Origin of the sequence: Streptomyces sp. NPDC047869, from assembly GCF_040704065.1 — a bacterium.
Taxonomy (GTDB): domain Bacteria; phylum Actinomycetota; class Actinomycetes; order Streptomycetales; family Streptomycetaceae; genus Streptomyces.
The window spans coordinates 138,969-165,235 of sequence record NZ_JBEYRK010000008.1; the positions used below are offsets into that span (position 1 = coordinate 138,969).

General features: G+C 71.8%; 21 protein-coding genes. 5 read left to right on the top strand and 16 right to left on the bottom strand.

All coding sequences use genetic code 11. The features are described 5' to 3' along the window. Positions 1–42: 42 nt before the first annotated feature. The 4 genes from AB0924_RS13365 to AB0924_RS13380 all read right to left on the bottom strand — a co-directional run bounded on the left by AB0924_RS13365 (position 43) and on the right by AB0924_RS13380 (position 8,923). Positions 43–1,764 (bottom strand): serine/threonine-protein kinase, encoded by a 1,722-nt coding sequence (locus AB0924_RS13365; RefSeq protein WP_358935365.1) that lies wholly within the window; start codon positions 1,762–1,764, stop codon positions 43–45. 162 nt (positions 1,765–1,926) lie between these two features. Beyond that, a complete protein-coding gene (locus AB0924_RS13370; protein ID WP_366911434.1) occupies positions 1,927–4,722 on the bottom strand; it encodes a protein kinase in 2,796 nt (931 codons plus the stop codon). Between the two features lie 164 nt (positions 4,723–4,886). Continuing rightward, positions 4,887–6,914, bottom strand: a complete 2,028-nt coding sequence (locus AB0924_RS13375; protein WP_358935369.1) for a serine/threonine-protein kinase — start codon at positions 6,912–6,914, stop codon at positions 4,887–4,889. 302 nt (positions 6,915–7,216) lie between these two features. Next, positions 7,217–8,923: a glycerol-3-phosphate dehydrogenase/oxidase gene (locus AB0924_RS13380; protein ID WP_366911435.1), complete on the bottom strand. Its 1,707-nt coding sequence runs from the start codon at positions 8,921–8,923 to the stop codon at positions 7,217–7,219. Positions 8,924–9,210: 287 nt separating this feature from the next. Here AB0924_RS13380 and AB0924_RS13385 point away from each other — a divergent pair, with 287 nt between their 5' ends. Beyond that, positions 9,211–10,419 (top strand): nucleotide sugar dehydrogenase, encoded by a 1,209-nt coding sequence (locus AB0924_RS13385; protein WP_358935373.1) that lies wholly within the window; start codon positions 9,211–9,213, stop codon positions 10,417–10,419. Between the two features lie 134 nt (positions 10,420–10,553). On the opposite strand, the gene AB0924_RS13390 is transcribed toward AB0924_RS13385, so the two are convergent. The 4 genes from AB0924_RS13390 to AB0924_RS13405 all read right to left on the bottom strand — a co-directional run bounded on the left by AB0924_RS13390 (position 10,554) and on the right by AB0924_RS13405 (position 15,308). Continuing rightward, on the bottom strand, positions 10,554–11,678 hold the full coding sequence (locus tag AB0924_RS13390; RefSeq protein ID WP_358935375.1) for a GuaB3 family IMP dehydrogenase-related protein: 1,125 nt from the start codon (positions 11,676–11,678) through the stop codon (positions 10,554–10,556). Positions 11,679–11,792: 114 nt separating this feature from the next. Continuing rightward, positions 11,793–13,298 (bottom strand): IMP dehydrogenase, encoded by a 1,506-nt coding sequence (gene guaB / locus AB0924_RS13395; RefSeq protein ID WP_358935377.1) that lies wholly within the window; start codon positions 13,296–13,298, stop codon positions 11,793–11,795. A gap of 163 nt (positions 13,299–13,461) precedes the next feature. Further along, the gene (locus AB0924_RS13400) at positions 13,462–14,049 is read right to left on the bottom strand and encodes a sigma-70 family RNA polymerase sigma factor (RefSeq protein WP_358935379.1); all 588 of its coding nucleotides are present in this window, start codon (positions 14,047–14,049) and stop codon (positions 13,462–13,464) included. A gap of 647 nt (positions 14,050–14,696) precedes the next feature. Continuing rightward, on the bottom strand, positions 14,697–15,308 hold the full coding sequence (locus AB0924_RS13405; RefSeq protein ID WP_003948568.1) for a response regulator transcription factor: 612 nt from the start codon (positions 15,306–15,308) through the stop codon (positions 14,697–14,699). A gap of 381 nt (positions 15,309–15,689) precedes the next feature. Here AB0924_RS13405 and AB0924_RS13410 point away from each other — a divergent pair, with 381 nt between their 5' ends. Then, positions 15,690–16,019, top strand: coding sequence for a WhiB family transcriptional regulator (locus AB0924_RS13410; protein ID WP_199211640.1), 330 nt, complete (start codon positions 15,690–15,692; stop codon positions 16,017–16,019). Between the two features lie 91 nt (positions 16,020–16,110). On the opposite strand, the gene AB0924_RS13415 is transcribed toward AB0924_RS13410, so the two are convergent. Continuing rightward, positions 16,111–17,010, bottom strand: a complete 900-nt coding sequence (locus AB0924_RS13415; protein WP_358935382.1) for a LysR family transcriptional regulator — start codon at positions 17,008–17,010, stop codon at positions 16,111–16,113. Between the two features lie 80 nt (positions 17,011–17,090). Here AB0924_RS13415 and AB0924_RS13420 point away from each other — a divergent pair, with 80 nt between their 5' ends. From AB0924_RS13420 to AB0924_RS13430, 3 genes are all read left to right on the top strand, one after another. Next, positions 17,091–17,759, top strand: coding sequence for an MOSC domain-containing protein (locus tag AB0924_RS13420; protein ID WP_358935384.1), 669 nt, complete (start codon positions 17,091–17,093; stop codon positions 17,757–17,759). A 52-nt stretch (positions 17,760–17,811) separates the two neighbouring features. After that, on the top strand, positions 17,812–18,585 hold the full coding sequence (locus AB0924_RS13425; RefSeq protein ID WP_358935386.1) for an SDR family oxidoreductase: 774 nt from the start codon (positions 17,812–17,814) through the stop codon (positions 18,583–18,585). 73 nt (positions 18,586–18,658) lie between these two features. Continuing rightward, positions 18,659–19,366 (top strand): ester cyclase, encoded by a 708-nt coding sequence (locus AB0924_RS13430; RefSeq protein ID WP_358935388.1) that lies wholly within the window; start codon positions 18,659–18,661, stop codon positions 19,364–19,366. Between the two features lie 327 nt (positions 19,367–19,693). Here the strand turns inward: AB0924_RS13430 and AB0924_RS13435 are convergent, their stop codons facing one another. The 7 genes from AB0924_RS13435 to AB0924_RS13465 all read right to left on the bottom strand — a co-directional run bounded on the left by AB0924_RS13435 (position 19,694) and on the right by AB0924_RS13465 (position 26,245). Continuing rightward, on the bottom strand, positions 19,694–20,437 hold the full coding sequence (locus AB0924_RS13435; protein ID WP_366911436.1) for a hypothetical protein: 744 nt from the start codon (positions 20,435–20,437) through the stop codon (positions 19,694–19,696). Beyond that, positions 20,424–21,698, bottom strand: coding sequence for a hypothetical protein (locus AB0924_RS13440; protein WP_366911437.1), 1,275 nt, complete (start codon positions 21,696–21,698; stop codon positions 20,424–20,426). The genes AB0924_RS13435 and AB0924_RS13440 overlap by 14 nt, the downstream gene beginning before the upstream one ends. Before the next feature lie 101 nt (positions 21,699–21,799). Beyond that, positions 21,800–22,261: a hypothetical protein gene (locus AB0924_RS13445; protein ID WP_366911438.1), complete on the bottom strand. Its 462-nt coding sequence runs from the start codon at positions 22,259–22,261 to the stop codon at positions 21,800–21,802. Continuing rightward, entirely contained in the window at positions 22,261–23,310 is a 1,050-nt protein-coding gene (locus AB0924_RS13450) for a hypothetical protein (RefSeq protein ID WP_366911439.1), read from the bottom strand. Before AB0924_RS13450 ends, AB0924_RS13445 begins: the two co-directional genes overlap by 1 nt. Positions 23,311–23,973: 663 nt before the next feature. After that, positions 23,974–25,050: an amidohydrolase family protein gene (locus AB0924_RS13455; RefSeq protein ID WP_366911440.1), complete on the bottom strand. Its 1,077-nt coding sequence runs from the start codon at positions 25,048–25,050 to the stop codon at positions 23,974–23,976. 7 nt (positions 25,051–25,057) lie between these two features. Further along, the gene (locus tag AB0924_RS13460) at positions 25,058–25,552 is read right to left on the bottom strand and encodes a hypothetical protein (protein WP_358935398.1); all 495 of its coding nucleotides are present in this window, start codon (positions 25,550–25,552) and stop codon (positions 25,058–25,060) included. A gap of 75 nt (positions 25,553–25,627) precedes the next feature. Next, positions 25,628–26,245, bottom strand: coding sequence for a hypothetical protein (locus AB0924_RS13465; RefSeq protein WP_358935400.1), 618 nt, complete (start codon positions 26,243–26,245; stop codon positions 25,628–25,630). Between the last annotated feature and the right edge of the window lie 22 nt (positions 26,246–26,267).

Sequence of the window (26,267 nt, forward strand, 5' to 3'; positions counted from 1 at the left end):
CCGTTCGGGTCGGTGATCGGCCAAGTGCCGCGCCCGAGCCGGTCAGCCGGCGCTCGGCGGCTGCCAGCTCCGCAGCACCCACTGGAACTGCTTGCTCGTCCGCGGCCAGTCCGCCTCGGGCGTCGACATGTAGATCACGTACTCGGTGCCCTCGCGCGAGAAGTACGTCTCCTCTATGGCGTGCCGCGGCCCGGCCACATAGGGCGGATCCTTCGCCAGTGCGTCCCAGGTCATCTCCCACAGCGAGCCCTCGCGGTCGCGGTAGGTGTTCGCCTTCATGGTCACCCGGTGGTAGTTGACCAGCGAGTGGAACTGGAGCTGCTGCTCCAGGTCCTTCTGGTGCTCCAGGGCGTTGGCGAAGTCCGAGCTGGTGTCGATGGCGATGCGCAGGAAGTGCTTGCCGCCGTCGGGCGTGTAGTCGACCTGCCGGAGGTCGGGATCGGCCTCGACCCCCTGCGCCTCCACAATCCTGCGCGACCAGCCCTTGGGCAGGTAGACGGTGAAGCCCCACGGGTCGTGGTAAGCCTGCCAGGAGGCGGGCACGACTCCGCCGGGGCGGGGTGTGGCGCTGCTGTCACCGCTGCCGCTGGCGGAGGGCGACGGCCTGACCTGGTTCGTGCCCCCGCTCGCGCCGGTGCCGCGCTCCGATCCGCCCCACTGCTGGAAGACGACGGCCGCGCCGCCTCCGAGCACGGCCGCGGCGGCGACGACGAGCGCGAGGGTGCGCAGCCGGCGCCGGGGCCGGGGCCGGGCCGGCATGCCCGTGGGTGCGGGGGCCACGGCCGTCGACCCGGTCATGGCACGGCTCCCGGCCGCCGGTACACCGGGGATGTGACCGCGTGTGGTTCCTCCGGAGTGGTAACCGGCGTGACCGTATCCGGTGTTGCCCGTCCCGCCGTCGTGCGTGCCCGAGCCCTGCGCCGGTACGAACGCCTGCGTGGTGTGCGGCCGGCGGCCCTGCGCGGCCTCGGCGAGCATGCGCTCCGCGTCCTCCGCGCCCGGCCGCTGGGCCGGTTCCTTGTGCAGCAGGGCGGCGATGACGGGGGTGAGCGGACCGGCGTTGCGGGGCGCCTCCGCCTCCTCCTCGACGACCGCCTGCATGGTGCTCAGCGGCGAGGTGCGGCGGAACGGCGAGCGTCCCTCGACCGCCGTGTACAGCGTGGCCCCGAGCGCCCACAGGTCCGAGGACGGGCCCGGGTCGTGGCCGCGCACCCGCTCGGGCGCGAGGTAGTCGACCGAGCCGACGACCTCACCGGTACGGGTGATGGTGGAGTCACCCTCGATCTGGGCGATGCCGAAGTCGGTGAGCAGGACCCGGCCGTCGCGGCCGAGGAGGACGTTGCCGGGCTTGACGTCCCGGTGCAGTACGCCGGCCGAGTGCGCGGCGCGCAGGGCCCGCAGCACCCACAGGCCGATCCGCGCGGCCTCGGAGGGTTCGAGACGGCCGCGCTCCTTGACCGCGTCGGCCAGCGAGTGGCCCTCGACCAACTCCATCACGATCCACGGGCGGCCGTCGTGCTCCAGCACGTCGTGGACGGTCACGACGGCGGAGTGGTTGATGCGTGCGGCGGCCCGCGCCTCGGCCCGGGTGCGGGCCAGCAGGACAGCCCGGTCGCTGTCGGAGACGTAGAGCGCCGCGGTCAGCTCCTTGACGGCCACCTGCCGGTGCAGCACCTCGTCGTGGGCGCGCCACACCCGGCCCATGCCGCCGCTGCCGATGGAATCGGCGAGCCGGTAGCGGCCCGCTATGAGCAGGCCCTGCATCTGATTCACGTTGCCCCGCAATGCTATTGACAGGGTCAGACTAAGGACCGACCCTCCCCCTGGGAACACGAGGGGTACCAAGGTGACAGTCCTGTGACGGTTGCCGTATCCGGCGCGCGGGCGGTACCCAACCCCGTTTCACACAGGCGGTATACGGGGCGCTCAACCCGTGTAGCGGTACGTCGCGGTAGCTTGCTCGTACAGCCGTGTCACCTCGTCGCGCTCGGCCTCTGGGCCCCGGACCTGGACGATGTGGTAGCGGCCGTTCAGCAGGATCGCCATGTTGCGCACGTACCGGTCGCGGCCCTGTCCGTCGGTCCAGGTGAACTGGCCCTCGGCCATGGTCCGTCCGCCCACCTCGATGGTCCGCAGGCCGGTGGCCGTGGCCCAGCTCGAGTCCCGGTACGGCTGGAGCTCGCGCTCCTTGTCCCGCTGGTAGACCATCGGATCGCTGCCGTAGGTGCCCGTGCCGTCCCTTCCGGGCACGACGAGCAGCTCGAAGTTCCCGTGGGTGTAGACGACTTGCCCGCTGCCGTTCTTCGGTGTGCGGTCCCAGCCCTTGGCCACGGCGATGCGGAAGCCGTCCGGGTCCTTGCGCAGGGTGAACCCGTCGGCGACCGAGGGGTCGCCGCCGGTCTGGGTCTCGGCGGCGGGCGCGGACGCCGAGGGGCCGGGATCGGACGGCCGCCCGGAGGACGGCCGCTCGGAGGGCGAGAGGGCGGAACTCGCCTGACCGGCGCTGCCGGTGCGGTCACCGCCCGCCGCGCCGCTCTCGCCCTGCTTCGGCATGAACAGCATCGCGTACGCCACCGCGCCGGCCAGCAGGAGCAGGATGAGCAGGAGCAGCAGCCGGCCGAGGCTGCGGGGCGAACGGGCCTGCTCCGGGGCGCGCTTGTGCCGGGCGTGCGGATGGGTGGCGGGCACCCGGGCACGCCGCCGCCGTACCAGTTCGCCGCGCCGCCGGACGATCGGCAGCCGCTTGGGGTCCGCGGGCGGCACGGGCACCACATGCGTACCGGCGTCCGGTTCGGGCGCCGAGCGCACCAGGGAGCGCAGCCAGCCACTCAGCTCCTCGAAGTCCGGCCGGTCGGTGGGGTCCTGACGCAGCAGCGACTCCACGACGGGCCGCAGCGGGCCGCACTCCTCGGCGAAGGCGGGCGGCTCCGCGCAGACGAGCTGCACCAGTTCGGCGGTGGACTCCTCGGGGTAGGGGGCGTGTCCCTGGACGGCACGGAAGAGCAGCGCGCCGAGCGCCCAGAGGTCGGTGGCGGGCCCGATCGGCGCGGCGAGCTGCCAGTTCTCGTGCACGGGGCCCGCCTGCTCCGGCGCCCAGCGCTCGGTGACCGGCCCCACCACGGTCATCCGCACCTGCCGGGCCCGCTCGGCGGCGAGCGCGGTACCGGGGCCGCGGCGCACAGCACCGCTTCCGGCGCCGAGGTCGTCCCAACGGGATCCCGCGGCGGAGGGATCGGCGGATGTCTCCGAGACGGCGCCGAGACCGGGGGCGGACGCCTGGCCCGGGACCACGGCGCCGTGGCCGGGACCGGAAGCCGCGTAACCGGGCGCGGGCGCCCGCCCGGGGCCGGAAGCGCCGTATCCGGGTGCGGGCGCCTGCCCGGGAGCGGGCGTCCGGCCCGGGACCATGCCGGGGCCGGAAGCGTCGTAGCCAGGCGCGGGTGACTGGCCGGGCACGGGCAGACGCCCTGACCCGGCGGTCGTGTCGTCGCCGCCGGGCGGCAGACCCGGTCGCGGCGGGTCGCCGGCCGGGCCGGTGCGGGGTTCGGCGCCGTGCCAGGCGGTGCCGGGCGCGCCATGGGGGTCGGCCGTCCGGCCGGGCGGGACGGCGGTCCGGTCGGCGGAGTACGGCGGCCGCCCCGCGCCCGCGGCCTCGGTGTCGCCCTCGGCGGGCGGACGGGCGCCGGGCAGGGCGGCGCGGCCGTTCTGCTGGGCTTCCTGCACCCGCGCCGCGGCCCGGGTCCCGGCACGGTAGGCGGCTATGGCCCCGGCGCGGGCGGCACGGACGTCGTCCCCGGTCTCCAGGGCCCTGCGCCCGGACGGCGGAACCGGGACGGTCCCGGGAGGAGCGCCCCCCGGCACCGGCATTCCGCCGGCCGCCCGCGCCTGGATCGCGGCCCGCCGCGCGGCCTCGGGATCGGCATCGGGGGACGGAACGGCCGCCGCGGGTCCGAGCGCGCCGCCGAACCCCTGGCTCCCGGAGCTGCCGGGCACAGCCGGGGCGCCGGGGGCGCCGGGGGCGCCGGGCGACTGTCCGCCGAGAGCCCGGGCGTCCATGCCGCCTCCGTCACCGGCCGGACCGTACGGATCGTGCGGCCCGTCCTGGGCCGGCACCGGGTCGTACCCGCACAGCGCCTCCTCCGCCGCGCCGACCGCGAGTCCGGTCAGCATCACCCGGCCGTCGTCACAGACGAGGACCGTACGGGCGGTGATGTTGCGGTGCGTCCAGCCGTGGGCGTGCAGCACGCGCAGCGCCATGAGGACGTCGGAGGCGACCTCGGCCGCCCGGTACGGCGCCAGCGGCTGCTCGGCCAGCAGCGCGGACAGCGGCCGGGCCGCCACCCACTCGCTGACGATCCACAGCGAGCCGCCCTCGGCGAACACGTCGAAGACCTGGTCCAGGCGCGGATGGTCGGGGATGCGGGCCGCCGCCTGCGCGGCCTCGACGGCGCGCCGCACCGCGGGATCCGAAGGGCGGCGGGTGGCCGTACGGGCGGCGGGTGAGCGGCGGGTGCCGCGCTCCCGGGCGGTGAAGCCCTCTGGCAGCCCCTCGGAGTCGAGCACCTCGGCCTCGACGACCTCGGGCAGCGGCACCTGACGGACCAGCACCTCCTGGCCGCTGTAGGTGTCGAACGCCCGGGTCTCGGTCAGCTCGAACTCGTCGGACGGCGGCAGCGGCAGGCGGTACCGGTCGGCGAGCACCCGGCCCGCGTAGTCGTCCACGTTGCCTCCCCCGGCCGCCTGGTCGTTCAGATCCGTTCCCCTACGGTCCGTTCCGCATCCGCATCCGGCTCCGTACGGTCCGCAACCATTCACGATACGTGCCGGAGGCAACCCGCATTGAGGGGATGACGGATTCTCACGTATCCGAACCAGGCCCGGTCATGTCACGACTTGGGCTCGAAGGACCTCGTCAGCGTCCGCCAGGTGTCCTTGCGCAGGTCGCCGTGCCACTTCGCGGCCTTGGCGGTGTACATCAGCGCGTAACCGAGGTGCCCGTTCACCACGAACCCCCGGTCGATCGTGCGGTACCTGGTGCCGCCCTCGGAGTAGGTGAACTCCCAGTCGGCGGTGTTCCAGTCGCGGTAGTCGACCTGCTCTATGCGGATCTTCTGGTACTGGGAACGCACCATGGAGCGCTCCTGGTTCTTCCAGTCCGCCACCGGGTCGTTCTTGGGCGTGCTGGTCCAGGCGACGAGCAGCTTCTGTCCGTCGGGCCCGGTGTAGCGGTCGCCGGCGGCGCCGGTCGACTGATACTTCCAGCCCTTGGGCAGCCCGATCGAGTACCCCTGGCCGCCCTTGTGGGTCGACTCGGCGGGCGCGCTGCCGCCGCCCTTCGAGCCGGACGAACCGGAGTCCTCGTCGTCGTCGGAGGCGCTCGCGCTCGCGCCGTCGTCCGACGACGGGCCCGTCGATGCGGAGGCCGAGGCGTCCCCGTCGGTCTTCGTGCCGTCGCCGGGGCTGCTCTTGCCGCCCGTGTCCTTGTCCTCCTTGACGGAGGCACTTGCGCTCGGCGCGGCCTTGGCACCGCTGCCGCGGTCGTCGCCCTTGTTGTCGCCGCCGCCGAAGACGAGGGCCAGCACCGTGCCGATCACCGCCAGCACGACCACGACCGCGATGATGACCAGGGTCCGCCTGGGCACCACGTCGGTGAGCGGCGCCCTGGACACCGGCCGCGGCGGCAGGTCCAGGTCCGGCGGCGGCACCACGGGCCACCCGGAACTCGGCTTGCCCGCAGCGGAGTTCGGCACGGCCGGGGAACCCTGGGCGGTGCCGTTCTGCCGTCCCGGCGAACCGGCACCCGCACCGGCGCCGGCGGCCGGCCCGCGCTCCGCGGCGCCCGTCCCGCCCTCGGTACCCGAAGCGGCCGTTCCGCCGTTGCTCTTCGCCCGCACGGCCGCCGCCGCGGTGGCCGCCCCGGCCGCCTTGCGGACCGAGCGCAGCGCCCCGCGCAGCTTCTCCCCGGCCTCCTCGCCCCGCTTGCCCTCCGGCCCGCCGGGCTGGGCCGGCAGCGGGACGACACGGGTGGCGTCCATCGACTCCGGCTCGGGCGCGTGGATCACCGCGTTGAGCATGGTGCGGGCGCCTGCGTCGTCGAGCCGCTGCGCCGGGTCCTTGGTGAGCAGACCGTAGATGACGTCCCGGAGCGGGCCCGCGTTCTTGGGCTCCTCCAGGGGCTCGGTCATCACCGCGGTGAGCGTGGCGATCGCCGAACCCTTGTCGTACGGCGGCAGCCCTTCGACCGACGCGTACAGCAGGCCGCCCAGGGACCACAGGTCGGCCGCGGGACCGGGCTTGTGCCCGCGGGCGCGCTCCGGGGAGATGTAGGAGGGGGCGCCGACCAGCATGCCGGTGGACGTGATGGACGGGTCGCCCTCGACCTGCGCGATGCCGAAGTCGGTGAGCACGACCCGGCCGTCCTCGGCGATCAGCACGTTGGACGGCTTCACGTCCCGGTGCAGGATGCCTTCGCGGTGCGCGGAGCGCAGCACGTCGAGGACGGCGAGACCCACCTCGGCGGCGCGCTTGGGCTCCAGCAGGCCGTCCTCACGGATGACCTCGGCCAGGGACTTGCCCTCGACCAGTTCCATGACGATCCACGGCCGGTCGTCCTCCTCGACCACGTCGAAGACCGTCACCGCGCTGTTGTTGCGGATCCGGGCGATCGCCTTGGCCTCGCGCAGAGTGCGCGTGATCAGGCGCCGCTTCTCCTCCTCGTCGATGTTCGACGGGAACCGCAGTTCCTTGACGGCGACCGTACGGCCGAGGGTCTCGTCCTCGGCGCGCCAGACCGTTCCCATGCCGCCGCGGCCCAGCACGTCTCCCAGCCGGTACCGCCCGGCGAGGAGACGCCGCTCGTTCTTGCCCTGACGAGTCTCCTGACGGGATGTTCCCGCCCGCTCCGCCTCCGACATGCGTCCCCTCATGCAACCCGCCCTGACAGAACCTCCATTGTCTCTCACCCGACAAGTGGCCGACGCCCAGGGTGCCCCCTGTCGCGCCGGGGCCGCACACACCGGAACACGCGTCGCACCGTCCCCTTGAGCCCGCGTCAGACCATGCGCCCCTTTCCCTCGCCGGACGCGGCTCCCGGGCCGCCCGGAACCCGCCCCGCCTACGCCGGATTCGCCCTCTCACCGGGTACAACGGCCGGGCTCCCGGCGGAGATCCCGGTCCTGGTCACCCGTCCTGGTGGTTCCGACCACGGCGGTTCCGGCTACAGCGGCACGATGTCCGGCGCCCCCAGCCGGGCCGCGTCCGCCGTCAGGTCGTCCGGCTGGAGCTGGGACTCCCGCTCGGCCTCCACCCGCTTCTCGTAGTGCTCCACCTCGCGCTCGATCTGGCCCTTGTCCCAACCGAGGACGGGCGCCATCAGCTCGGCGGCCTCGCGGGCGCTGCGGGTGCCCCGGTCGAAGGTCTCGATGGAGATACGGGTGCGGCGGGTGAGCACGTCGTCCAGGTGCCGGGCGCCCTCGTGCGAGGCGGCGTAGACGACCTCGGCGCGCAGATAGTCGTCGGCGGCCTGCAGCGGCTCGCCCAGAGTGGGGTCGGCGGCGACGAGGTCCAGGATCTCCTCCGCCATGGAGCCGTACCGGTTCAGCAGGTGCTCCACGCGGACCACGTGCAGGCCGGTGCGAGCGGCTATCCGCGCCCGGGCGTTCCACATCGCCCGGTAGCCCTCGGCGCCGAGCAGCGGGATCTCCTCGGTGACGCAGTCGGCGACGCGCATGTCGAGCCCGTGCACGGCCTCGTCGACGGCGTCCTTCGCCATCACCCGGTACGTCGTGTACTTGCCGCCCGCCACGACCACGAGACCCGGCGCCGGATGGGCCACGGTGTGCTCGCGGGACAGCTTGCTGGTGGCGTCCGACTCGCCGGCCAGCAGCGGACGCAGTCCGGCGTACACGCCCTGCACGTCGTCGCGGCGGAGCGGCACGGCGAGCACCGAGTTGACGTGCTCCAGCAGGTAGTCGATGTCGGCGCTGGAGGCCGCCGGGTGGGCCTTGTCGAGGTCCCAGCCGGTGTCCGTGGTGCCGACGATCCAGTGCCGGCCCCAGGGGATGACGAACAGGACCGACTTCTCGGTGCGCAGGATCAGGCCGGTGGTGGAGTGGATGCGGTCCTTCGGCACGACCAGGTGGATGCCCTTGGAGGCACGGACGTGGAACTGCCCCCGCTCCCCCACCATGGCCTGGGTGTCGTCGGTCCACACACCGGTGGCGTTGACGACCTGCTTGGCGCGGATCTCGTACTCGCCGCCGCCCTCCACGTCCCGCACCCGGGCGCCGACGACCCGCTCGCCCTCGCGCAGGAACCCGGTCACGCGCGCCCGGTTGGCGACCCGCGCGCCGTAGGACACCGCCGTGCGCACCAGGTTGGTGACGAAGCGGGCGTCGTCCATCTGGGCGTCGTAGTACTGCAGCGCGCCGACCAGGGCGTCCTTCTTCAGACAGGGCGCGACGCGCAGAGCGTGACGGCGGGTCAGGTGCCGGTGCAGGGGCAGGCCACGGCCGTGCCCGCGGGCCATCGACATCGCGTCGTAGAGCGCGACGCCCGACCCGGCGTACACCCGCTCCCAGCCCTTGTGCTGGAGGGGGTAGAGGAACGGCACCGGTTTGACCAGGTGCGGGGCGAGCCGTTCCAGCAGCAGGCCGCGCTCCTTCAGCGCCTCGCGGACGAGGGCGAAGTCGAGCATCTCCAGATAGCGCAGGCCGCCGTGGATGAGCTTGCTGGACCTGCTGGAGGTGCCGGACGCCCAGTCACGGGCCTCGACCAGGCCGGTGGACAGACCGCGGGTGACGGCGTCCAGCGCGGTGCCGGTGCCCACCACTCCGCCGCCGACCACCAGCACGTCCAGCTCGCGTTCCGCCATCGCCGCCAGTGCCTCGGCGCGCTGCTCCGGGCCCAGAGTCGCTGTCCTCACCGCTGCCTCCCGCTGTCGAACGTCTCGCTCGCGTCGGCCGCACCCGCGGTGGGGCGAAGCCCGTTCATCCCCTCCTCATGCCCAAATTCTGACCGGCTCGCCCTGTGCCGGCCACCACGCGCCCGCGACCTGTGGACAACGTGCGGGGAACCACCCGGGAGACACACGAACACAATCCCACATCACGGTCATATTTACTCCTAGTGTGACAGTGCGCTCGTACATGCTGCCCACAGCGGTTGCGCACCTGTCCCGCTTCGGCTACTGGGAAGGACGGCCCACGCCCCATGCCCGCAGACCTCGCCGTGATCGGACTCGGTCCGTACGGCCTGCCGCTCGCCCAGGCCGCCGTCGCCGCGGGCATCCCGACCATCGGGTACGCCACCGGCCCCGAGGCCGGCTCGCTCAGCCCCGCCGAGCTGCGCCGGATGCGCTCCACCGGCTTCCGCCCCGGCACCGACCCGGCCCAGCTCGGCCGGGTGCGCACCGCGGTCATCTGCGCGCCCACTCCGCGCGGTGCCGACGGCGGGATCGACCTCGGCCAGGTGGAGGGTGCCGCCCGCACGCTCGCCGAACGGCTCCGCCCGCACACCACGGTCATCCTGGAGTCGCCCGTGCTGCCCGGGACCACCGACGGGTTCCTGCGCCCCCTGTTGGAGGAGGGCTCCGGACTGCGCGCCGGGCGCGACTTCCACCTCGCCTACTCGCCCAGCCGGGTCGACCCCGGCAACCGCGACCGCAACCCCGCGAACACGCCCAAGGTCATCGGGGGCCTCACCCCGGCCTGCACCGAGTCGGCCGCCGCCTTCTACGGGCGGCTGACCGACAAGGTGGTCCGCGCGCGTGGGCTGCGTGAGGCGGAGACGGTGCAGTTGCTGGAGACGAACTACCGGCACGTCAACATCGCGCTGGTCAACGAGATGGCCGTGCTCTGCCACGAGCTGGGCGTCGACCTGTGGGACGTCGTCCGCTGCGCGGAGACCAAGCCGTTCGGCTTCCAGGCCTTCCGGCCGGGCCCGGGCGTCGGCGGCCACGGTCTCCCCCAGGACCTGACCGGCCACGCCACCCGCACCCTGCGCATGGTGGAACTCGCCCAGCAGGTCAACCACCGCATGCCCGAGTACGTCGTCCGGCGTGCCGCCACCCTCCTCAATGAGCACGGCAAGTCCGCGCGCGGGGCGCGCGTTCTGCTGCTCGGCGTCACCTACAAACCCGACATCGCCGACCTCCAGGGCACGCCCGCGCGCGAGATCGCGGTGCGGCTGACCGAGCTGGGCGCGTCCGTGAGCTTCCACGACCCGTACGTGCACGCGTGGAGCGTCCTCGACCGCCCGGTCCCCCGGGCCGACGCCCTGTACGAGGCGGTCTCCGACGCCGACCTGACGATCCTGCTCCAGCACCACCGCACGTACGACCTGCAGGGCCTGTCGGTGAAGGCGCAGCTCCTGCTGGACACCAGGGGCGCGGCCCCCACAGGGGCGGCGCACCGGTTGTGAAGAAGGGCGCCTTGTGAAGAAGGGCGCCTTGTGAAGAAGGGCGCCGCTCACCGACCGGGAGTCCGCACCCGGTGGGGCACACGGAAGGGCCGGCCATCCTCCCGGATGACCGGCCCTTCCGATGTGTCGAAGGCTCAGCGGCGGTGCTGGCTGTCCGCGACCGTCACCTCGACCCGCTGGAACTCCTTCAGCTCGCTGTAGCCGGTGGTGGCCATGGCGCGGCGCAGGGCACCGAAGAAGTTCATGGAGCCGTCGGGGGTGTGGGACGGGCCGGTGAGGATCTCCTCGATGGTGCCGACCGTGCCCAGGTCGACCTTCTGGCCGCGGGGCAGCTCCTCGTTGACGGCCTCCATGCCCCAGTGGTGGCCCTTGCCGGGCGCGTCCGTGCCGCGGGCCAGCGGGGAGCCCATCATGATGGAGTCGGCGCCGCAGGCGATCGCCTTGGGCAGGTCGCCGGACCAGCCGACGCCGCCGTCCGCGATCACGTGCACGTACCGGCCGCCGGACTCGTCCATGTAGTCGCGGCGGGCCGCGGCCACGTCGGCGACCGCCGTCGCCATCGGGACCTGGATGCCGAGCACGTTGCGCGTGGTGTGTGCGGCGCCGCCGCCGAAGCCCACCAGCACGCCCGCCGCGCCGGTGCGCATCAGGTGCAGGGCCGCGGTGTAGGTGGCGCAGCCGCCCACGATCACCGGCACGTCGAGCTCGTAGATGAACTGCTTGAGGTTCAGCGGCTCGTGCGAGGAGGACACGTGCTCCGCGGAGACCGTCGTACCGCGGATGACGAAGATGTCCACGCCCGCGTCCACGACCGCCTTGGAGAACTGGGCGGTGCGCTGCGGGGAGAGCGCGGCCGCCGTGACCACGCCGGAGTCGCGCACCTCCTTGATGCGGGCGCCGATCAGCTCCTCCTTGATGGGAGCCGCGTAGATCTCCTGGAGGCGGCGGGTCGCCTGCTCGGCGGGCAGCTCGGCGATCTCGTCGAGCAGCGGCTGCGGGTCCTCGTGCCGCGTCCACAGGCCCTCGAGGTTCAGTACGCCCAGACCGCCCAGCTCACCGATGCGGATCGCGGTGGCCGGGGAGACGACCGAGTCCATGGGGGCGGCCAGGAACGGCAGCTCGAACCGGTAGGCGTCGATCTGCCAGGCGATCGAGACCTCCTTCGGGTCCCGCGTACGGCGGCTGGGGACGACGGCGATGTCGTCGAAGGCGTACGCCCGGCGGCCGCGCTTGCCGCGCCCGATCTCGATCTCAGTCACGTCTTGGCCTTTCCCTGATGCGTTCAGCGTCTTCCAGTATCGCCGACGGGCACGGCAACGGCGGCCCCGTAGGTTCCGGGGCCGCCGCCGATACCCGTCACGCGCGCGCGTGCGTCACTTCTTGTTGCTGTAGTTCGGTGCCTCGACCGTCATCTGGATGTCGTGCGGGTGGCTCTCCTTCAGGCCCGCCGAGGTGATCCGCACGAAGCGGCCCTTGGACTCCATCTCCTCGATGGTGGCGGCGCCCACGTAACCCATGGTCTGGCGCAGGCCGCCGACGAGCTGGTGCAGCACGTTGGCGAGCGGGCCGCGGTAGGGCACCTGGCCCTCGACGCCCTCGGGCACGAGCTTCTCGTCGGCGGAGACGTCGGCCTGGAAGTAGCGGTCCTTGGAGTACGACTTGCCCTGGCCGCGGGACTGCATGGCGCCCAGCGAGCCCATGCCGCGGTACGACTTGAACTGCTTGCCGTTGATGAAGAGCAGCTCGCCCGGGGACTCCTCGCAGCCGGCGAGGAGGCTGCCCAGCATCACCGTGTCGGCACCGGCGGCCAGCGCCTTGCCGATGTCGCCGGAGTACTGCAGGCCGCCGTCGCCGATCAGCGGGACACCCGCGGAACGGGCCGCGAGGGACGCCTCGTAGATGGCGGTGACCTGCGGGACGCCGATGCCGGCGACGACGCGGGTGGTGCAGATGGAGCCCGGGCCCACGCCCACCTTGATGCCGTCCACACCGGCGTCGATCAGCGCTTGGGCGCCGTCGCGGGTGGCCACGTTGCCGCCGACCACGTCGACGTTCACGCTCGACTTGATCTTGGACATCCAGCTCAGGGCGTTGCTGTTGTGGCCGTGCGAGGTGTCGACGACCAGGAAGTCCGCACCGGCCCCGGCGAGCGCCTGGGCGCGCTCCAGCGCCTCGGGGCTGGCACCGACCGCGGCACCGACGAGCAGCCGGCCCTCGGAGTCCTTCGCGGCGTTGGGGTACTTCTCGGCCTTGACGAAGTCCTTGACCGTGATCAGGCCCTTGAGGACGCCCTCGTCGTCCACCAGCGGCAGCTTCTCGATCTTGTGCTTCCGCAGCAGCTCCATGGCCTCGGGGCCGGAGATGCCGACCTTGCCGGTGACCAGCGGCATCGGGGTCATGACCTCGTGCACGCGGCGGCCGCGGTCGCTCTCGAAGGCCATGTCGCGGTTGGTCACGATGCCGAGCAGCTTGCCGTCGGGGTTGGTGACCGGGACACCGCTGATGCGGAACTTGGCGCACAGCGCGTCCGCCTCGGCGAGCGTGGCCTCGGGGTGCACCGTGATCGGGTCGGTGACCATGCCGGACTCGGACCGCTTCACCAGGTCGACCTGGTTGACCTGGTCCTCGACGGAGAGGTTGCGGTGCAGCACGCCGACGCCGCCCAGCCGGGCCATCGCGATCGCCATGCGGGACTCGGTCACCTTGTCCATCGCCGCCGAGAGCAGCGGGATGTTCACCCGGACGTTGCGGGAGATGCGGGACGAGGTGTCGACCGCGTTGGGGAGCACCTCGGATGCGCCCGGCAGCAGCAGCACGTCGTCGTAGGTCAGCCCGAGTGTCGCGAATTTTCCGGGCACTCCGTCGACGTTTGCAGTCATGACACCTTCCCCAAATGGCCTTGATCGGTGCGGATGTCCATGCTAACGGCAAGCTTCGCTAGCAAATTCCACGTCAGGGCGCCGCTTCAGGCTTCGTATGTTCGTACGGGAACGGGGGCGTGCCCGTTCATCGGAGCGAGCCCGCAGGCTCCGTCCAGGGGGGTTACTGCTCGGCCAGTGCGCGCAGGCGGCTCAGCGCCCGGTGCTGGGCGACCCGGACCGCGCCGGGTGACATTCCCAACATCTGCCCCGTCTCCTCGGCGGTCAAGCCCACGGCGATGCGCAGCAGGAGCAGCTCCCGCTGGTTCTCGGGCAGGTTGGCCAGCAGTTTCTTGGCCCACTCGGCGTCGCTGCTGAGCAGGGCGCGCTCCTCGGGGCCGAGGGAGTCGTCGGGGCGCTCCGGCATCTCGTCCGAGGGGATGGCCGTGGAGCCCGGGTGGCGCATCGCGGCGCGCTGGAGGTCGGCCACCTTGTGCGAGGCGATGGCGAAGACGAAGGCCTCGAAGGGGCGGCCGGTGTCCCGGTAGCGGGGCAGGGCGAGCAGCACCGCCACGCAGACCTCCTGGGCGAGGTCCTCCACGAAGTGGCGCGCGTCGCCCGGCAGCCGGGACAACCGGGTGCGGCAGTAACGCAGCGCCAAGGGGTGGACGTGGGCGAGCAGGTCGTGCGTGGCCTGCGCGTCGCCGTCGACGGCGCGATGCACGAGCGCACCGAAAGCCCCAGGGGCCGTGCCCGCCTCGTCGTCGCGCATCGGTCCATGGTGCCCTGCGGCCGTCCGGTCCGTCGCATCGTGCCCGTGGTTGTGCACCGAAGCGTTATGAGTAGGTGCGCCGGCACTCATCCCCTGCGCCCTCCCCTTCCGCTCGACCGACTCGTCCCCGAGAGACTCCACATCTCAAGGATGCGGCATCCGCGCCGAAACGAGCAGCGGGCGTCCGCGGACCGTCCCGCCCGGCCCCGTCCACGCGGCTCCCCGCGCCCACCGGCAGCCCGTGCCCTTCGCGCTTCGCACCCCGATGGACGGGTGGCCGGGCGAGTGGCGGAGCCGTTGCGCCGGACGACGGCCGAGCGGCCGATCACCGGCGAGGTGACCGGGGCGCCCGGGTGACCGAAGACGCCGGGCCTGCCGACACCGTCACCCACAGTCACCGCGCACACGACCGGACCGCAGACCCACTCGAACATGCGCACACCCGTCGACCGCATGAACACGAGGCCATGGACTCGGACCGCGGACACCGACTGCCGGCGATCGCCGGCCGACCACCGATCCGCACCCGCGCCCATCCGTCGCCCCGCCACCGGACCGCCTCGTCCCGGCCATGCACCGCCCCGTCCGCCGCGCGGCAGGCGGGGACCGCCGGGCACCGGCCGCGGACGTGCGCCGCGGCGCACGTCCTACCGGACCAGTCCCCAGCGGAAGCCGAGCGCCACCGCGTGGGCCCGGTCCGAGGCGCCGAGCTTCTTGAACAGGCGGCGGGCGTGCGTCTTGACGGTGTCCTCGGAGAGGAACAGCTCACGGCCGATCTCGGCGTTGGAGCGGCCGTGGCTCATACCCTCGAGCACCTGGATCTCGCGTGCGGTGAGGGTGGGCGCGGCGCCCATCTCCGCCGAGCGCAGACGGCGCGGCGCCAGCCGCCAGGTGGGATCGGCGAGGGCCTGCGTCACCGTGGCGCGCAACTCCGCGCGCGAGGCGTCCTTGTGCAGGTAGCCCCGGGCGCCGGCGGCCACCGCGAGGGCCACCCCGTCGAGGTCCTCGGCCACGGTCAGCATGATGATGCGCGCGCCCGGGTCCGCGGACAGCAGGCGGCGCACGGTCTCGACGCCGCCCAGTCCGGGCATGCGTACGTCCATCAGGATCAGGTCGGAGCGGTCGGCGCCCCAGCGGCGGAGGACTTCCTCGCCGTTGGCCGCCGTGGTCACGCGCTCGACGCCGGGCACGGTCGCCACCGCGCGGCGCAGCGCCTCTCGGGCAAGCGGGGAGTCGTCGCAGACGAGGACGGATGTCATGACCGCCCTCCGCAGCTGATGCGCGTCACCTTGAGCCTCCAGGCTGGTACGGAATCGTCACCTGTGCGGTCGACCGCCTCGGACGCCTGCCCGAGCGCTTGTGTTTTCAACCGCCTCCGCACTCTCAACGACGGTCACTCGAAAGAGTTACGGGGCTACCTGCCGTCTTCGGCACTCTACGTGAGGGTCTCGACACGGTGCAGACATGCCCAACAGACTCTCAACTTTTCATCACAACCTATGCCCCATTTAGTCGCTTTTGCTCCCGTTTCTCGGTGTCTGGAGCTAGATTCGCAATGAGTCATATTTTCATCTCCTTAGACCGGAGATGTACGGTCGTTGGCACCGGATCCGCCCAGAACGGCTACAAGGGGTCACGTAATGGCAGATTTCTCCCGCCTTCCCGGACCGAACGCGGACCTATGGGACTGGCAGCTGCTGGCTGCCTGCCGCGGAGTGGACAGCTCGCTCTTCTTTCACCCTGAGGGCGAGCGCGGGGCGGCTCGGAGCGCTCGAGAGAACTCGGCCAAGGAGGTCTGCATGAGGTGCCCGGTCCGTGCGGAGTGCGCCGCGCATGCGCTGGCTGTGCGCGAGCCGTACGGAGTCTGGGGCGGCCTGACCGAGGACGAGCGTGAGGAGTTGATGGGGCGGGCACGCAACCGCCTGGTGGCGGCCTCGACCACCAGCGGCGACACCGCCCCTCATCACTGAAGGAAACGTTTCTGCACCCACAGACCACCGGGTGCTTCCCATCCCCCACCGGGCACGCCGACCGCGTGCCCGCGACTCTGCCGCCGTACCGCTACTCCCGCCCTGCTGCCCGCGCGAGCTGCTCCAGCGTCGCCGCCACGGCCGGCACCTGTGCCAGGTCGGGCAGGGTGAGGGCGACGATCTGCCGCCGGACCACCGGTTCCAGATCCACCGTGCGCACCCCTCTCGGCCGTACCGACTCCACCGCGAGCTGCGGCAGTACGGCGACCCCGAGTCCCGCGCCCACCAGGCCGACCACCGCCGGGTAGTCGTCGGTGGCGAAGTCGATGCGGGGCGTGAAGCCGGCGCTCTCGCACACCTCCACCAACTGGCCGCGGCAGCGCGGGCAGCCCGCGATCCACGGCTCCCGGGCCAGCTCCCCGATGGCGACGGACTCCGCGCGCGCGAGCGGGTGCCGTTCGGGCACCAGGGCGACCAGGCGGTCCACCAGCAGGGGGCGTACGACGAGGTCGTCCCAGTCCTCGGCGACGGCCGCGCCCTCGTAACGGAAGGCGAGCGCCAGGTCGCAGTCGCCCTCGCGCAGCAGCTCCACGGACCTCGGGGGCTCGGCCTCCTCCAGGGAGACACGGGTGCCGGGGTGTGCGGCGCGGAGGGCGGCCAGCGCGGTGGGCACGAGGGTGGAGCTGCCGCTGGGGAAGGAGACGAGCCGGACCCGGCCGGCACGCAGGCCAGCGATGGCGGCGACCTCCTCCTCGGCCGCGGTGAGCCCGGCGAGGATGCCGGAGGCGTGCCGGACCAGGGCCTCGCCGGCCTCGGTCAGCCGCATCGCGCGGCCGCTGCGGACCAGCAGCGGGGTGCCGACCGACGTCTCCAGGGCCTTCATCTGCTGGCTGACGGCGGGCTGGGTGCAGCCCAGCTCACGCCCCGCGGCGGAGAAGGAGCCGCTGGTGGCGACGGCGCGCAGGACGCGGAGATGACGGGCCTCGATCACCCCTGAAGCATAAGCCGGGCTTGGATGCGGCGCCCGATATTGCGTCGACGCTTTGGGGTCCGGTCCCGTACCGTGCCGGCATGAAGCTTCTCTCGGTCAACCTGGGCCGCCCGCAGCCGGTGCCGTACACGGACCAGCCGCAGGGTGTGACGGGCATCGACAAGCGGCCCACCGACGGGCCGGTCCGGGTGGCGGCGCCCGGTCCCAAGGGGACCGGCGCGAGCGGTGTCGCCGGGGACGCGGTGTGCGACACCCGCCACCACGGCGGTGACGACCAGGCGGTCTACGCCTTCGCACGCGAGGACCTCGACGACTGGGAGCGCGAGCTGGGCCGGACGCTGGCCAACGGCTGCTTCGGCGAGAACCTCACGACGGACGGACTCGACGTCTCCGGGGCACTGATCGGCGAGCGCTGGCGGATCGGTTCCGGGGTCGTACTGCAGGTCACCTCCGGCCGCATCCCCTGCCGCACCTTCCAGGGCCATCTGGCCGAACGGGGATGGGTCAAGAGATTCACCCGGAAGGGCGCGACCGGCGCCTACCTGCGGGTGATCGAACCGGGGGAGATACGGGCGGGCGACTCCATCGAGATCCTGCACCGGCCGGACCACGGGGTGACGGTGGCGACGCAGTTCCGCGCGGTCACCACCGAGCGGGAACTGCTGCCAGGGCTGCTCGTGGCCGGCGGGGCACTGGACACCGAGACCCTGGCCGCGGCGCGCAAGTACGTCGCCGCCCAGGCCCGCTGAGAGGCTGTCACCGCCGGCGGACGCGGTCGCTCCGGGTCACTACCCTTGGGCCATGACAACGGCTCTGATTACGGGATCGACCGCGGGGATCGGTGCCGCCTTCGCGCGGCGCCTGGCGGCTGACGGGCACGACCTCGTCCTGGTGGCGCGGGACACCAAGCGGCTGCGCGAGCAGGCGACCGAGCTGCACGACCGGCACGGTGTCGAGGTGGAGGTGCTCACCGCCGACCTCGCCGAGGACAAGGGCATCGAGACGGTGGCCGACCGGCTCGGCGACCGGCGCAACCCGGTCGACCTGCTGATCAACAACGCCGGCTTCGGCAACAAGGGCCGCTTCCTCGATGTGCCCATGGCCGACGAGCTGAGGATGCTCAAGGTGCACTGCGAGGCGGTACTGCGGCTGACCTCGGCGGCCACCGAGGCGATGCGGGAGCGCGGCCGGGGCGGTGTGGTCAACGTGGCGTCGGTGGCCGCCTTCCTGCCCCGGGGCACCTACGGCGCCTCGAAGGCGTGGGTCGTGCAGTTCACCCAGGGCGCGGCGAAGGACCTGGCCGGCAGCGGGGTCCGGCTGATGGTGCTGTGCCCCGGCTTCGTGCGCACCGAGTTCCACGAGCGGGCCGGTATGGGCACGGACAACATCCCCGGCTGGATGTGGCTGGACGCGGACAAGCTGGTCGCGGCGGCGCTGGCCGACCTCGCGCGCGGCAGGTCGGTGTCCATCCCGGACCCGCGCTACAAGGCGCTGATGGGGCTGGTGAAGGTCACGCCCCGCGGTCTGCTGGGCGGGATCAGCTCGCGGACGGGCCGCAAGTACGGGCCTCAGTAGCACGGGTGGCCCCGCCGTTCCGGTGGGAAGATGGTCGGGTCGGTACCGGACCAGGGGGGCCGGAGGCGGTGGCATGACCTTCGTACAGCTCATCGAGTGCAGGACGAGCCGGCTGGACGAGATGAACCGGCTCATGGACGACTGGGTCACCCAGAGCAAGGGAAGGCGCACGGCGACGCACGCGGTGGTCGGCAAGGACCGCTCGGACGCCTCGCACATCGTCGAGGTGGTGGAGTTCCCGTCGTACGAGGAGGCGATGCGGAACTCGGACCTCCCTGAGACCGGCAGGATCTTCCGGGACATGGTCGCCCTGTGCGACGAGACGCCGAGGTTCACGGACCTGGACGTCGTCAGGGACGAGCAATTGGGCCTCGACGCCGTACGGCGGCTCTTCGCGGCTCTGGAGAGCGAGGGTGAGCTGCCGCCACTCAACGACCTGCTGGACGAGGACATCCACAGCCACGACCCGGTGAACCCGCAGGACACCATCGGGCTGGACAGCGTCCGCGCCGAGTACCGGATGTGGCGCGCCGCCTTCGACTTCGCCTTCACGGTCGACGACGTGCTGGCCCAGGGCGACCAGGCCTGCGCGCGCTGGACCTGGCACGCGACCCACAAGGGCGACTTCCTGGGCATCCCGGCGACCGGCCGCCAGGTCACCATGACCGGCATGACCCTCTTCCGCTTCGGCGCCCACGGCAAGATCACCGAGACCTGGTGGCAGCACGACCAGCTGGGGCTGATGCAGCAGCTGGGGGCGCTGGACGAGCTGGAGCAGTAGGCGGGTCGGCCGTCGAGAGGAAGCCCCCGTGCCGGGTGGGCGACGGGGGCTTCCGTGTGGACGTCATCGGCCGAAGTGATCTCGGAGCCGTCGGCCACGGCCGCCTGTCGGTGGGGCGGAGGGATTCTCATCCTGCCGCCAAGGGGGCACGGACGCGCTTCACCCGTGCCTCCCCTCTTGCCCACTGCCGTCCGGAGGTGCCCGCTGTTCCCAAGCCGACAGCGCCCGCTCCACGGGAGCTTCGCTGGCCGACGCCCCCGACCAGGACGTGCACGCGGGCACCCGTGGATACCTCGGCCCGTTCCTGGGCGGAGCGGGCCGCTCTCGCTACGACGACCACGCCGAGTGGTACGCCGCCGCCGTCACCCTGCACGAGATGGCCTCAGGGGAGAGGCCGGTGCGGGGTGACGGCCAGGGCGACCCGCGGATGGTGGCCGACGCCGAGCTGCATGTGTCGGCGGAGCTGTTCCCGCAGGCGCTCAGTGAAGGCCTGAAGGGGTTCTTCGAACGTGCGCTGCACCGGGACGTGGAGCAGCGGTTCGACACCCTGCGGCAGTTGCAGGAAGCAGTATTCCGTGCGGTCCAGCCGAAGAACGCGAGGGCTGCCCCGACAGCCTCCTCTGCGCTGATGCCACGCGGACTGTCCTCGACGAGGCCGACCAGGCAGCGTTGGCGTTCGGCCGGTGCCACATGCTCGACCGGCCGAGCGGTGAGGCCGGGCAGCGGCCACCGGGCCTGTGCACACGACCGTCCTGTCACATCGAGGAATTCCCCTGTCTCGGCTATCCGGCCCTCGCCACGCAGTTGATCCGCCGCCGTGTTCACCGACACGCTGATCGAACCCGGCCTGGACTTGTACAGCAGCTCGGCCAGGTGCCGGAGGAGAACCTGCCGGTGGATCGGCCCTTCGATCTCGACGACCCGGTACACGGCATCCACCATCGGGGGTCTCGGAATCCCGCCGCGCCGGTCGGCGGTCTCCGGGTCGAGGTCGGCGATATCGGCCGGCTGGTACGGAGCAGCCCAGTCGCCGTGATCGGGAGCAGTGCGGAGTGACTTACGGGTTGCCACTGGAGGTCAGGTCCTTGGTCTCGCTGGGGTCGCAGAGGTAGGCATCCAGACCGGCTGCCGCCAGTGGGGACGCCTCCGCCGTCTCGGGCCGGCTGTGCAGACGCAGCAACACGTGGTCGTCGTCGACGAGGCAGTCGGTGCACGGCCGGGTGCGGGACAGCAGCCGGGCGAAGTCGTCGCAGGCCGCCCGTACATCGACCTCGTGCAGGCCGATCCAGGTATGCAGGGTGCCGTCCTGGACGGTCAGTTCGACGTCGACGGAGGTGCCCGCCGCCTCCACGGCCTCGCCGCACCAGGCCAGCGTCTCGTGCAGTGTCCCGAGCTGGGACGGGAGTGGCAGGGCGACCTCCCGCCGTATGTCGTCGCGGAGAGTGACGCCGGCCCGTGACGCCTGGTCGCGCCACCAGTACTGCACGACGTCGCGGACCGAGACGTCCCACGGTCCGGTCCGGGCCGCCCGCCGTACCGCCTCGGCCGCGTTTCGGCGGACCAGGCTCGCATCGTCGGATCCCTCGTCCGCCGCCATCCGGCTCACCAGGGAGCGGGGACCGACCCGGACATCGTGGACGACCTGCCGGTATAGCTCGCGCAGGGCGTCAGGCGGTGGTGTCGCGTCGGGACCGAGCAGCGTCCACACCCGTTCCGCCCAGGCGCGGAAGGCGTCGAGATCTCCTGTGGCGAGCAGGTCGGTGCCGAGCAGGCCGCCGCTGACCATGCGGGCGCGCTGCCGTTCGTTCGTCGGTCCCAGTCCGTCGAGCTGCGCTTGGAGCAGGTACCTCAGCAGGCCGGACTCCGCCTCGGTGAGGGTCTCGACCAGGTCGTCGGCAGGTGCGGCGAGGATCTCCAGGACGTCCTGGGCGGTCGCCTTGTCCGCCTCGGTCTTGGAGCAGGGCCCGTCGGGCGGTACTGCCCACCGGTGGGCACGGCCCCGCGCGTCGCGCAGGACGAGGGTCGAGGTGTAGCTGTGCATGTGGTCCGGGCCGGTGAGCCGGTGCTCGGAGACGTGCGTCAGCCCGAACATGCTCATCAGGTAGGTCAGGACGGTCACCGGGTCGTGCTGGTGCTGGAGTCCGGTGAGCCAGTCGTCGAGGACGGCCGGTCTGCGCCGCAGCAGTCGTGTCCCGTGGGTGCGCCAGGCCGTGGCGACGACCGCCTGGGCGGCACCGGCGACCGTGCTCGGCCGTTGTCCGCTCTCCCCGCGGCCGGTCAGTATGCCTTCGGCGAGGGCGAGTTCGGTGCCGAGACGGGCGAGCATGGCCATGTCTCAGCCAGACCGACGGGACCCCCAAATCAGCGTATGCCTCTCTCATCCGGTCCGTGGAGGGTTCAGCGACCCTCGGTGGACCGGCCGGATGTGGCGGCCTACGGCGTCTTCGTCGTCCGTGGCACCTTCTTCGCCGGCCGTTCCGCTTCCTTCTTCGACTTCGCCTTCCGGCTCTGCCGATCGCGCTTCAGGTCCGCCGGAGACGACAGCATGTACGCAGGCGCGATCTTGGGGAGTGCCTGCCGGCGGTCCACGCCCCTGTCCGCGACGGGAGCGGCTCGAACGGCGGGGGCCGCTTTGCGGCCGGCGGCGAGGCGCTTTTTCGCACGTTTCTTGGATGGCCCCATGTTCCCGGGCGTGGCCGGGCTCGACGGCTTCTCCGTCCGGGCCGGAGCAGCTCCCAGGCCGTTGCGCCGTCGCTCGGCGTCACGGGCGAAGTCCGCGTCCTGCATCGCGCGTCGGCGTTGTTCCGCCTTCTGCTCGGCGGACGCGTTCGAGTTGGGTCCGGACTTGGTGGGTGATTCTGCGCGCCGGGTGTCCTTGGCGTTGCTCGTCGCCATCAGTCCGCCAGGAGGACGTAGCAGCGGGACCAGTGGAGGCGCCAGTCGCCGTTCATCCGGTAACCCGCTTCGCCGACCTGCTCGGTCGCCCGTCGCAGGACGGTCCGCAGCCCGTCCACGGTGCCCGCGTCCAGCGGCTCGTCGCCGGGGACGGACACGGGCTCGCGGTAGAAGATGTGGAGTTCTCCCCAGCGGGCTCCGGTGATCTGGAGGACGGGGACGTCGTCATCGTCGTCGATCTCGGCGTAGTAGCGGATCGCGTCCGATTCCCAGTCCGGCTCGTCGTCGGAGGCGTCGGGTTCCTCGTCTTCACCGTCGGGGTCGACGAGGTCGCTCTCGCAGGAGAAGCCGCCCAGACGCCATGGCCCCTCCGTGTCCAGTCGCTCCGTGGCCAGCTTCCGCCGAGCGGCTTCGACGAGGACGGTGAGCCCCCGGAGTGAGCGTCCGTCGAAGTCCGGCGGGAGTTCACCGCTCAGGTCCCAGTGCGGATCTCGGAAGACGCCGCGATAGGCGTTCACGAGTTGGAGGACGCAACCCTCTTCGGCGCAGTCCTCGTGGCCCTGGTGGCTGTCCACCTTCGCGTAGGGCCGCCGGCGAACCTCGTCGTGCCAGCAGAGGCCGGGCATGCCGGAGAAACAGTCGTGGGCCTCCGTGTCCTCGTCCTCGTCGGTCTGCTCGAACTCCTCGAACTCCTCCGGCTCCTCGTCGTCCGGGTGCGCACAGGACGGTTCCGGGCGCGGGTCCGAGTAGTAGTCGGGCTGGGACGGGTTGAGGCAGATCGCTTCCAGGCGGGCCTGGCCGATGCGGCTGTTGCTCAGCGTTTCGGGCACCTCGTCGTCCACGTCGACGGCACGTGCCTGCAGCGGCCGGTCCGCGTTGCGGTAGAACGCGATGTCGGATCGGTTGTCGAGCCACCGGTCGAAGATCCCGTCGGTGCCCGGCCGGCCGAGGCCGCTCGACTCGGCGGTCCGGAACAGTTCCCGCGCGGCGGCGAGGTCGATGACCGGCAGACCATCGCGGTTCCGCCGTGTCTCGGAGGGTATGGGCATGTCGGACGGCCTCCCGGAGTCGTAGGACCCCGGTAGCGCACTGCCGCACCCCGGTGATCTGCACTTTCCCGCACACTTCGCGCCAGCCGGCCGTTACCCGGCGCAGCCCGTGCCCGAGTGTGAGGCGGTTGAGCAGGCCACGGTTCGGCGCTGGACCACACGACCGAGCCGGAAGCTAACACTCGCACCAATCTTCCGCAAGATCTTCACGAACCTCTTGCCGCAGGGGTCGCGATCATGAAAGCTTGCGGCTTGAACGACTCGGCCGAGCGAGGTGAGGCCGGAACTGGGCCGCCGCTTCGCCCCAGATGCGACCTTCGCCTGGACTCCCGAGGCCTGGCGCGTCCTGGCCTGCGCCACCCACGCCGTCACGCTGAGCGGATGGGCAGCCTCCGAGCGGGAGCATGTCGGGAGGAGAGCAATGGGCATGCACCCAATGCATACACCGGATCACTGTCCGGGCTGCGGCAGGCGTCTCGCCGGCCCACCGGCCGCGCGGGTCAAGGCCGACGGCTTCCCCGCCGAGGTGACCTACGCGACGGATCCCGTGTGCGGTGCGCGCTGGCACGTATGGGACAGGAGGTCTCCGCTGCGGCGGCTGGCATGCCCTTATGTGGAGGGCGCGGGATGACGTCACGGTGTGCGTTGCCCAGCTGAGGCATCTCAGATGCCGTACAGGAGACGTGCCCGGTCCGAGAAGACCTCCTCGTACAACTGCCCCGGCAGGAGTTCGGAGCCGGCCGAGGCGATCGACCTGGAGGCGGGCCAGGTGGACTCGGCGTGCGGGAAGTCGCTCGCCCACAACAGGTTGGTCCGTGAATGGGGTGCGAGCCGCAGCGCCGTCGGGTCGTCCTGGAAGGTGAAGTGGACGGCACGGGCGATGTACTCGGATGGTGGGCGGTGAATCCGTCCGTCGAGCCTCAGCCAGCGGTGGTGCCGGTGGAAGTAGTGGTCCAGGCGTTGCACGAGGTGGGGCACCCAACCGGCGTCGAACTCGGCGAACACGATCCGCAGCGCGGGCCAGCGGTGCAGGACGCCACCGAAGACGAGTCCGGTGAGGAGTTCCTGCGCTTCCCACATCGGAAGGATCACTGGGGCACCGGGCCCCGCGGCAGGCGCTCGGCGGTCCGGGGGCAGCGCGTGGAAGGTGATCGGCAGGGCGAGGTCGCAGGCAGTGGCCCACAGGGCGTCGAACCGTTCGTCGGCGTAGAAGCCGTCGGTTGGCTCCAACGGCAGCAGGGCGCCCTTCAGTCCCTTGCTGCGGATCGCCCGGAGGTCGCGCACGGCACTGTCAGGGCTCGTGACGGCGGTCGCGCCGCATCCGATCAGCCTGCCCGGCGCGGCGGCGCAGAACTCGGCCAGCCAGGTGTTGTAGGCCGCCATGCAGGCAGCGGAGTACTCACGGTTGATGTGGCGCAGCAGGAAGAGCCCGACGGTGGGGTAGAGGACTTCGGCCGCGACTCCGTCGGCCTCCTGGTCGTCGAGGCGTGGGACGGGTTGCCACGCACCCGGCCGGATGTCGGCGAACGACGTGCCGGTTTCCCTGAGTCGCCCACCGGGGGCTCCCGCCGACCCGGCAAGTCCCAGGCCGATCGCCCTCGTGGTGCCGGGCAGAACGTACCGTTCGCCGCCCGCGTGGTCCGGCGCGAGGCGCGGCGCCTGGTCTCGCCAGGCCGCCTCCAGGTAGTCCCGGAAGACGGCCGGCGGCTCGACGACGTGGGAGTCTGCCGAGACGAGCATGATCTCCTCATTCCTCCTTCGCGGACATGACCCGCCACATGATGAGGAGCGCGGCGTGCGAGGCGGCCAGGACGCCCACGCCGACCGGTTGCAGCCAGCGGCTGTCCCAGCCGACGGTCGTCTGGACGACGACGAGGGCGATACCGATGGCCAGCAGGGGCAGTTCGGCGAGGGTGAAGCGCAGGAAGGCTCTCCGGGTCGGTTTGTCCGCCTTTCGCATCACGGCCAGGTTCCACGTGACATAGATGGCGAAGACACCTGTCCAGCTGATGAGCGTGGCGGTGCTGAGCCACGCCCCGTCCGGCGCCGGACGGCGCCAGCCGTCGACCAGCGCTACGTAGTTTCCCGCGGTGAGCGCGTCGAACCCGACGAGCTCACCCGAGAAGTACGAGGTGGCGGTACGTGCCGACCGCCAGTCCTGCCACCAGCTCGCGATGAAGACTGGCAGCAGACCCAGCGTCACCGGAGTCGGTATGTCGTGCAGCAACAGGGAGCCGATCACCCAGGGGGTGACGTAGATGACGTCGACCAGCCCCAGGGCCGGCGGTGGCGGACGACGGCGAATGGCAGCTCCTCCTCACCGTCGAAGGAGCAGCGCCGCCGCGAGCACGATCCCGTTGAGGACGTGCCCTGCGACCTCGTAGCCGGGCGACCACTTGACGACTCCCACGACCTCCACCGGTTTGTTGTGGGCGTAGAACACCAGCTCGGCCGACTCCACGAGGAAGTAGATGGGGATCTCGAAACCGTTGTTCTCCAGTACTCCGGTGAAGCACTGGTAGCCGTAGACGCTGTACTGGTTGGGGATTTGGATGACCGGCGGCCGGAACGGGTCGTATGCCTGCGGTGTGATGTCGGGGAACCGCAGCGTTCCGTCGATGGTGACCACGTCGGGTGGCGTGACCTTACGGCTTCCGACGGCCTCGGCGAAGTCCCGGACACCGAGGTTCTTCCTCTCGATCTCCGCGTAGGCGAACGAGAAGATGTCCTCGGGGAAGAGGTCGGCCAGGTACATGTCCGCACCCGCTTCGGCCGCGTACCCGAGCTTGGCCGCGAGGAACCAGCTGAAGCCCCCGCTGATCTGCTCGCTGCTGCGCGCGGCGAGGGACGAGCCCACCAGCTTCACGCCTATAGGAAGGACGAGTTGCTTCTCGACGTAGATGAGGGTGTTGCTGATGCCGGCTATAGCTGCCACCGTCCTTCTCTGTCGGGGGTCG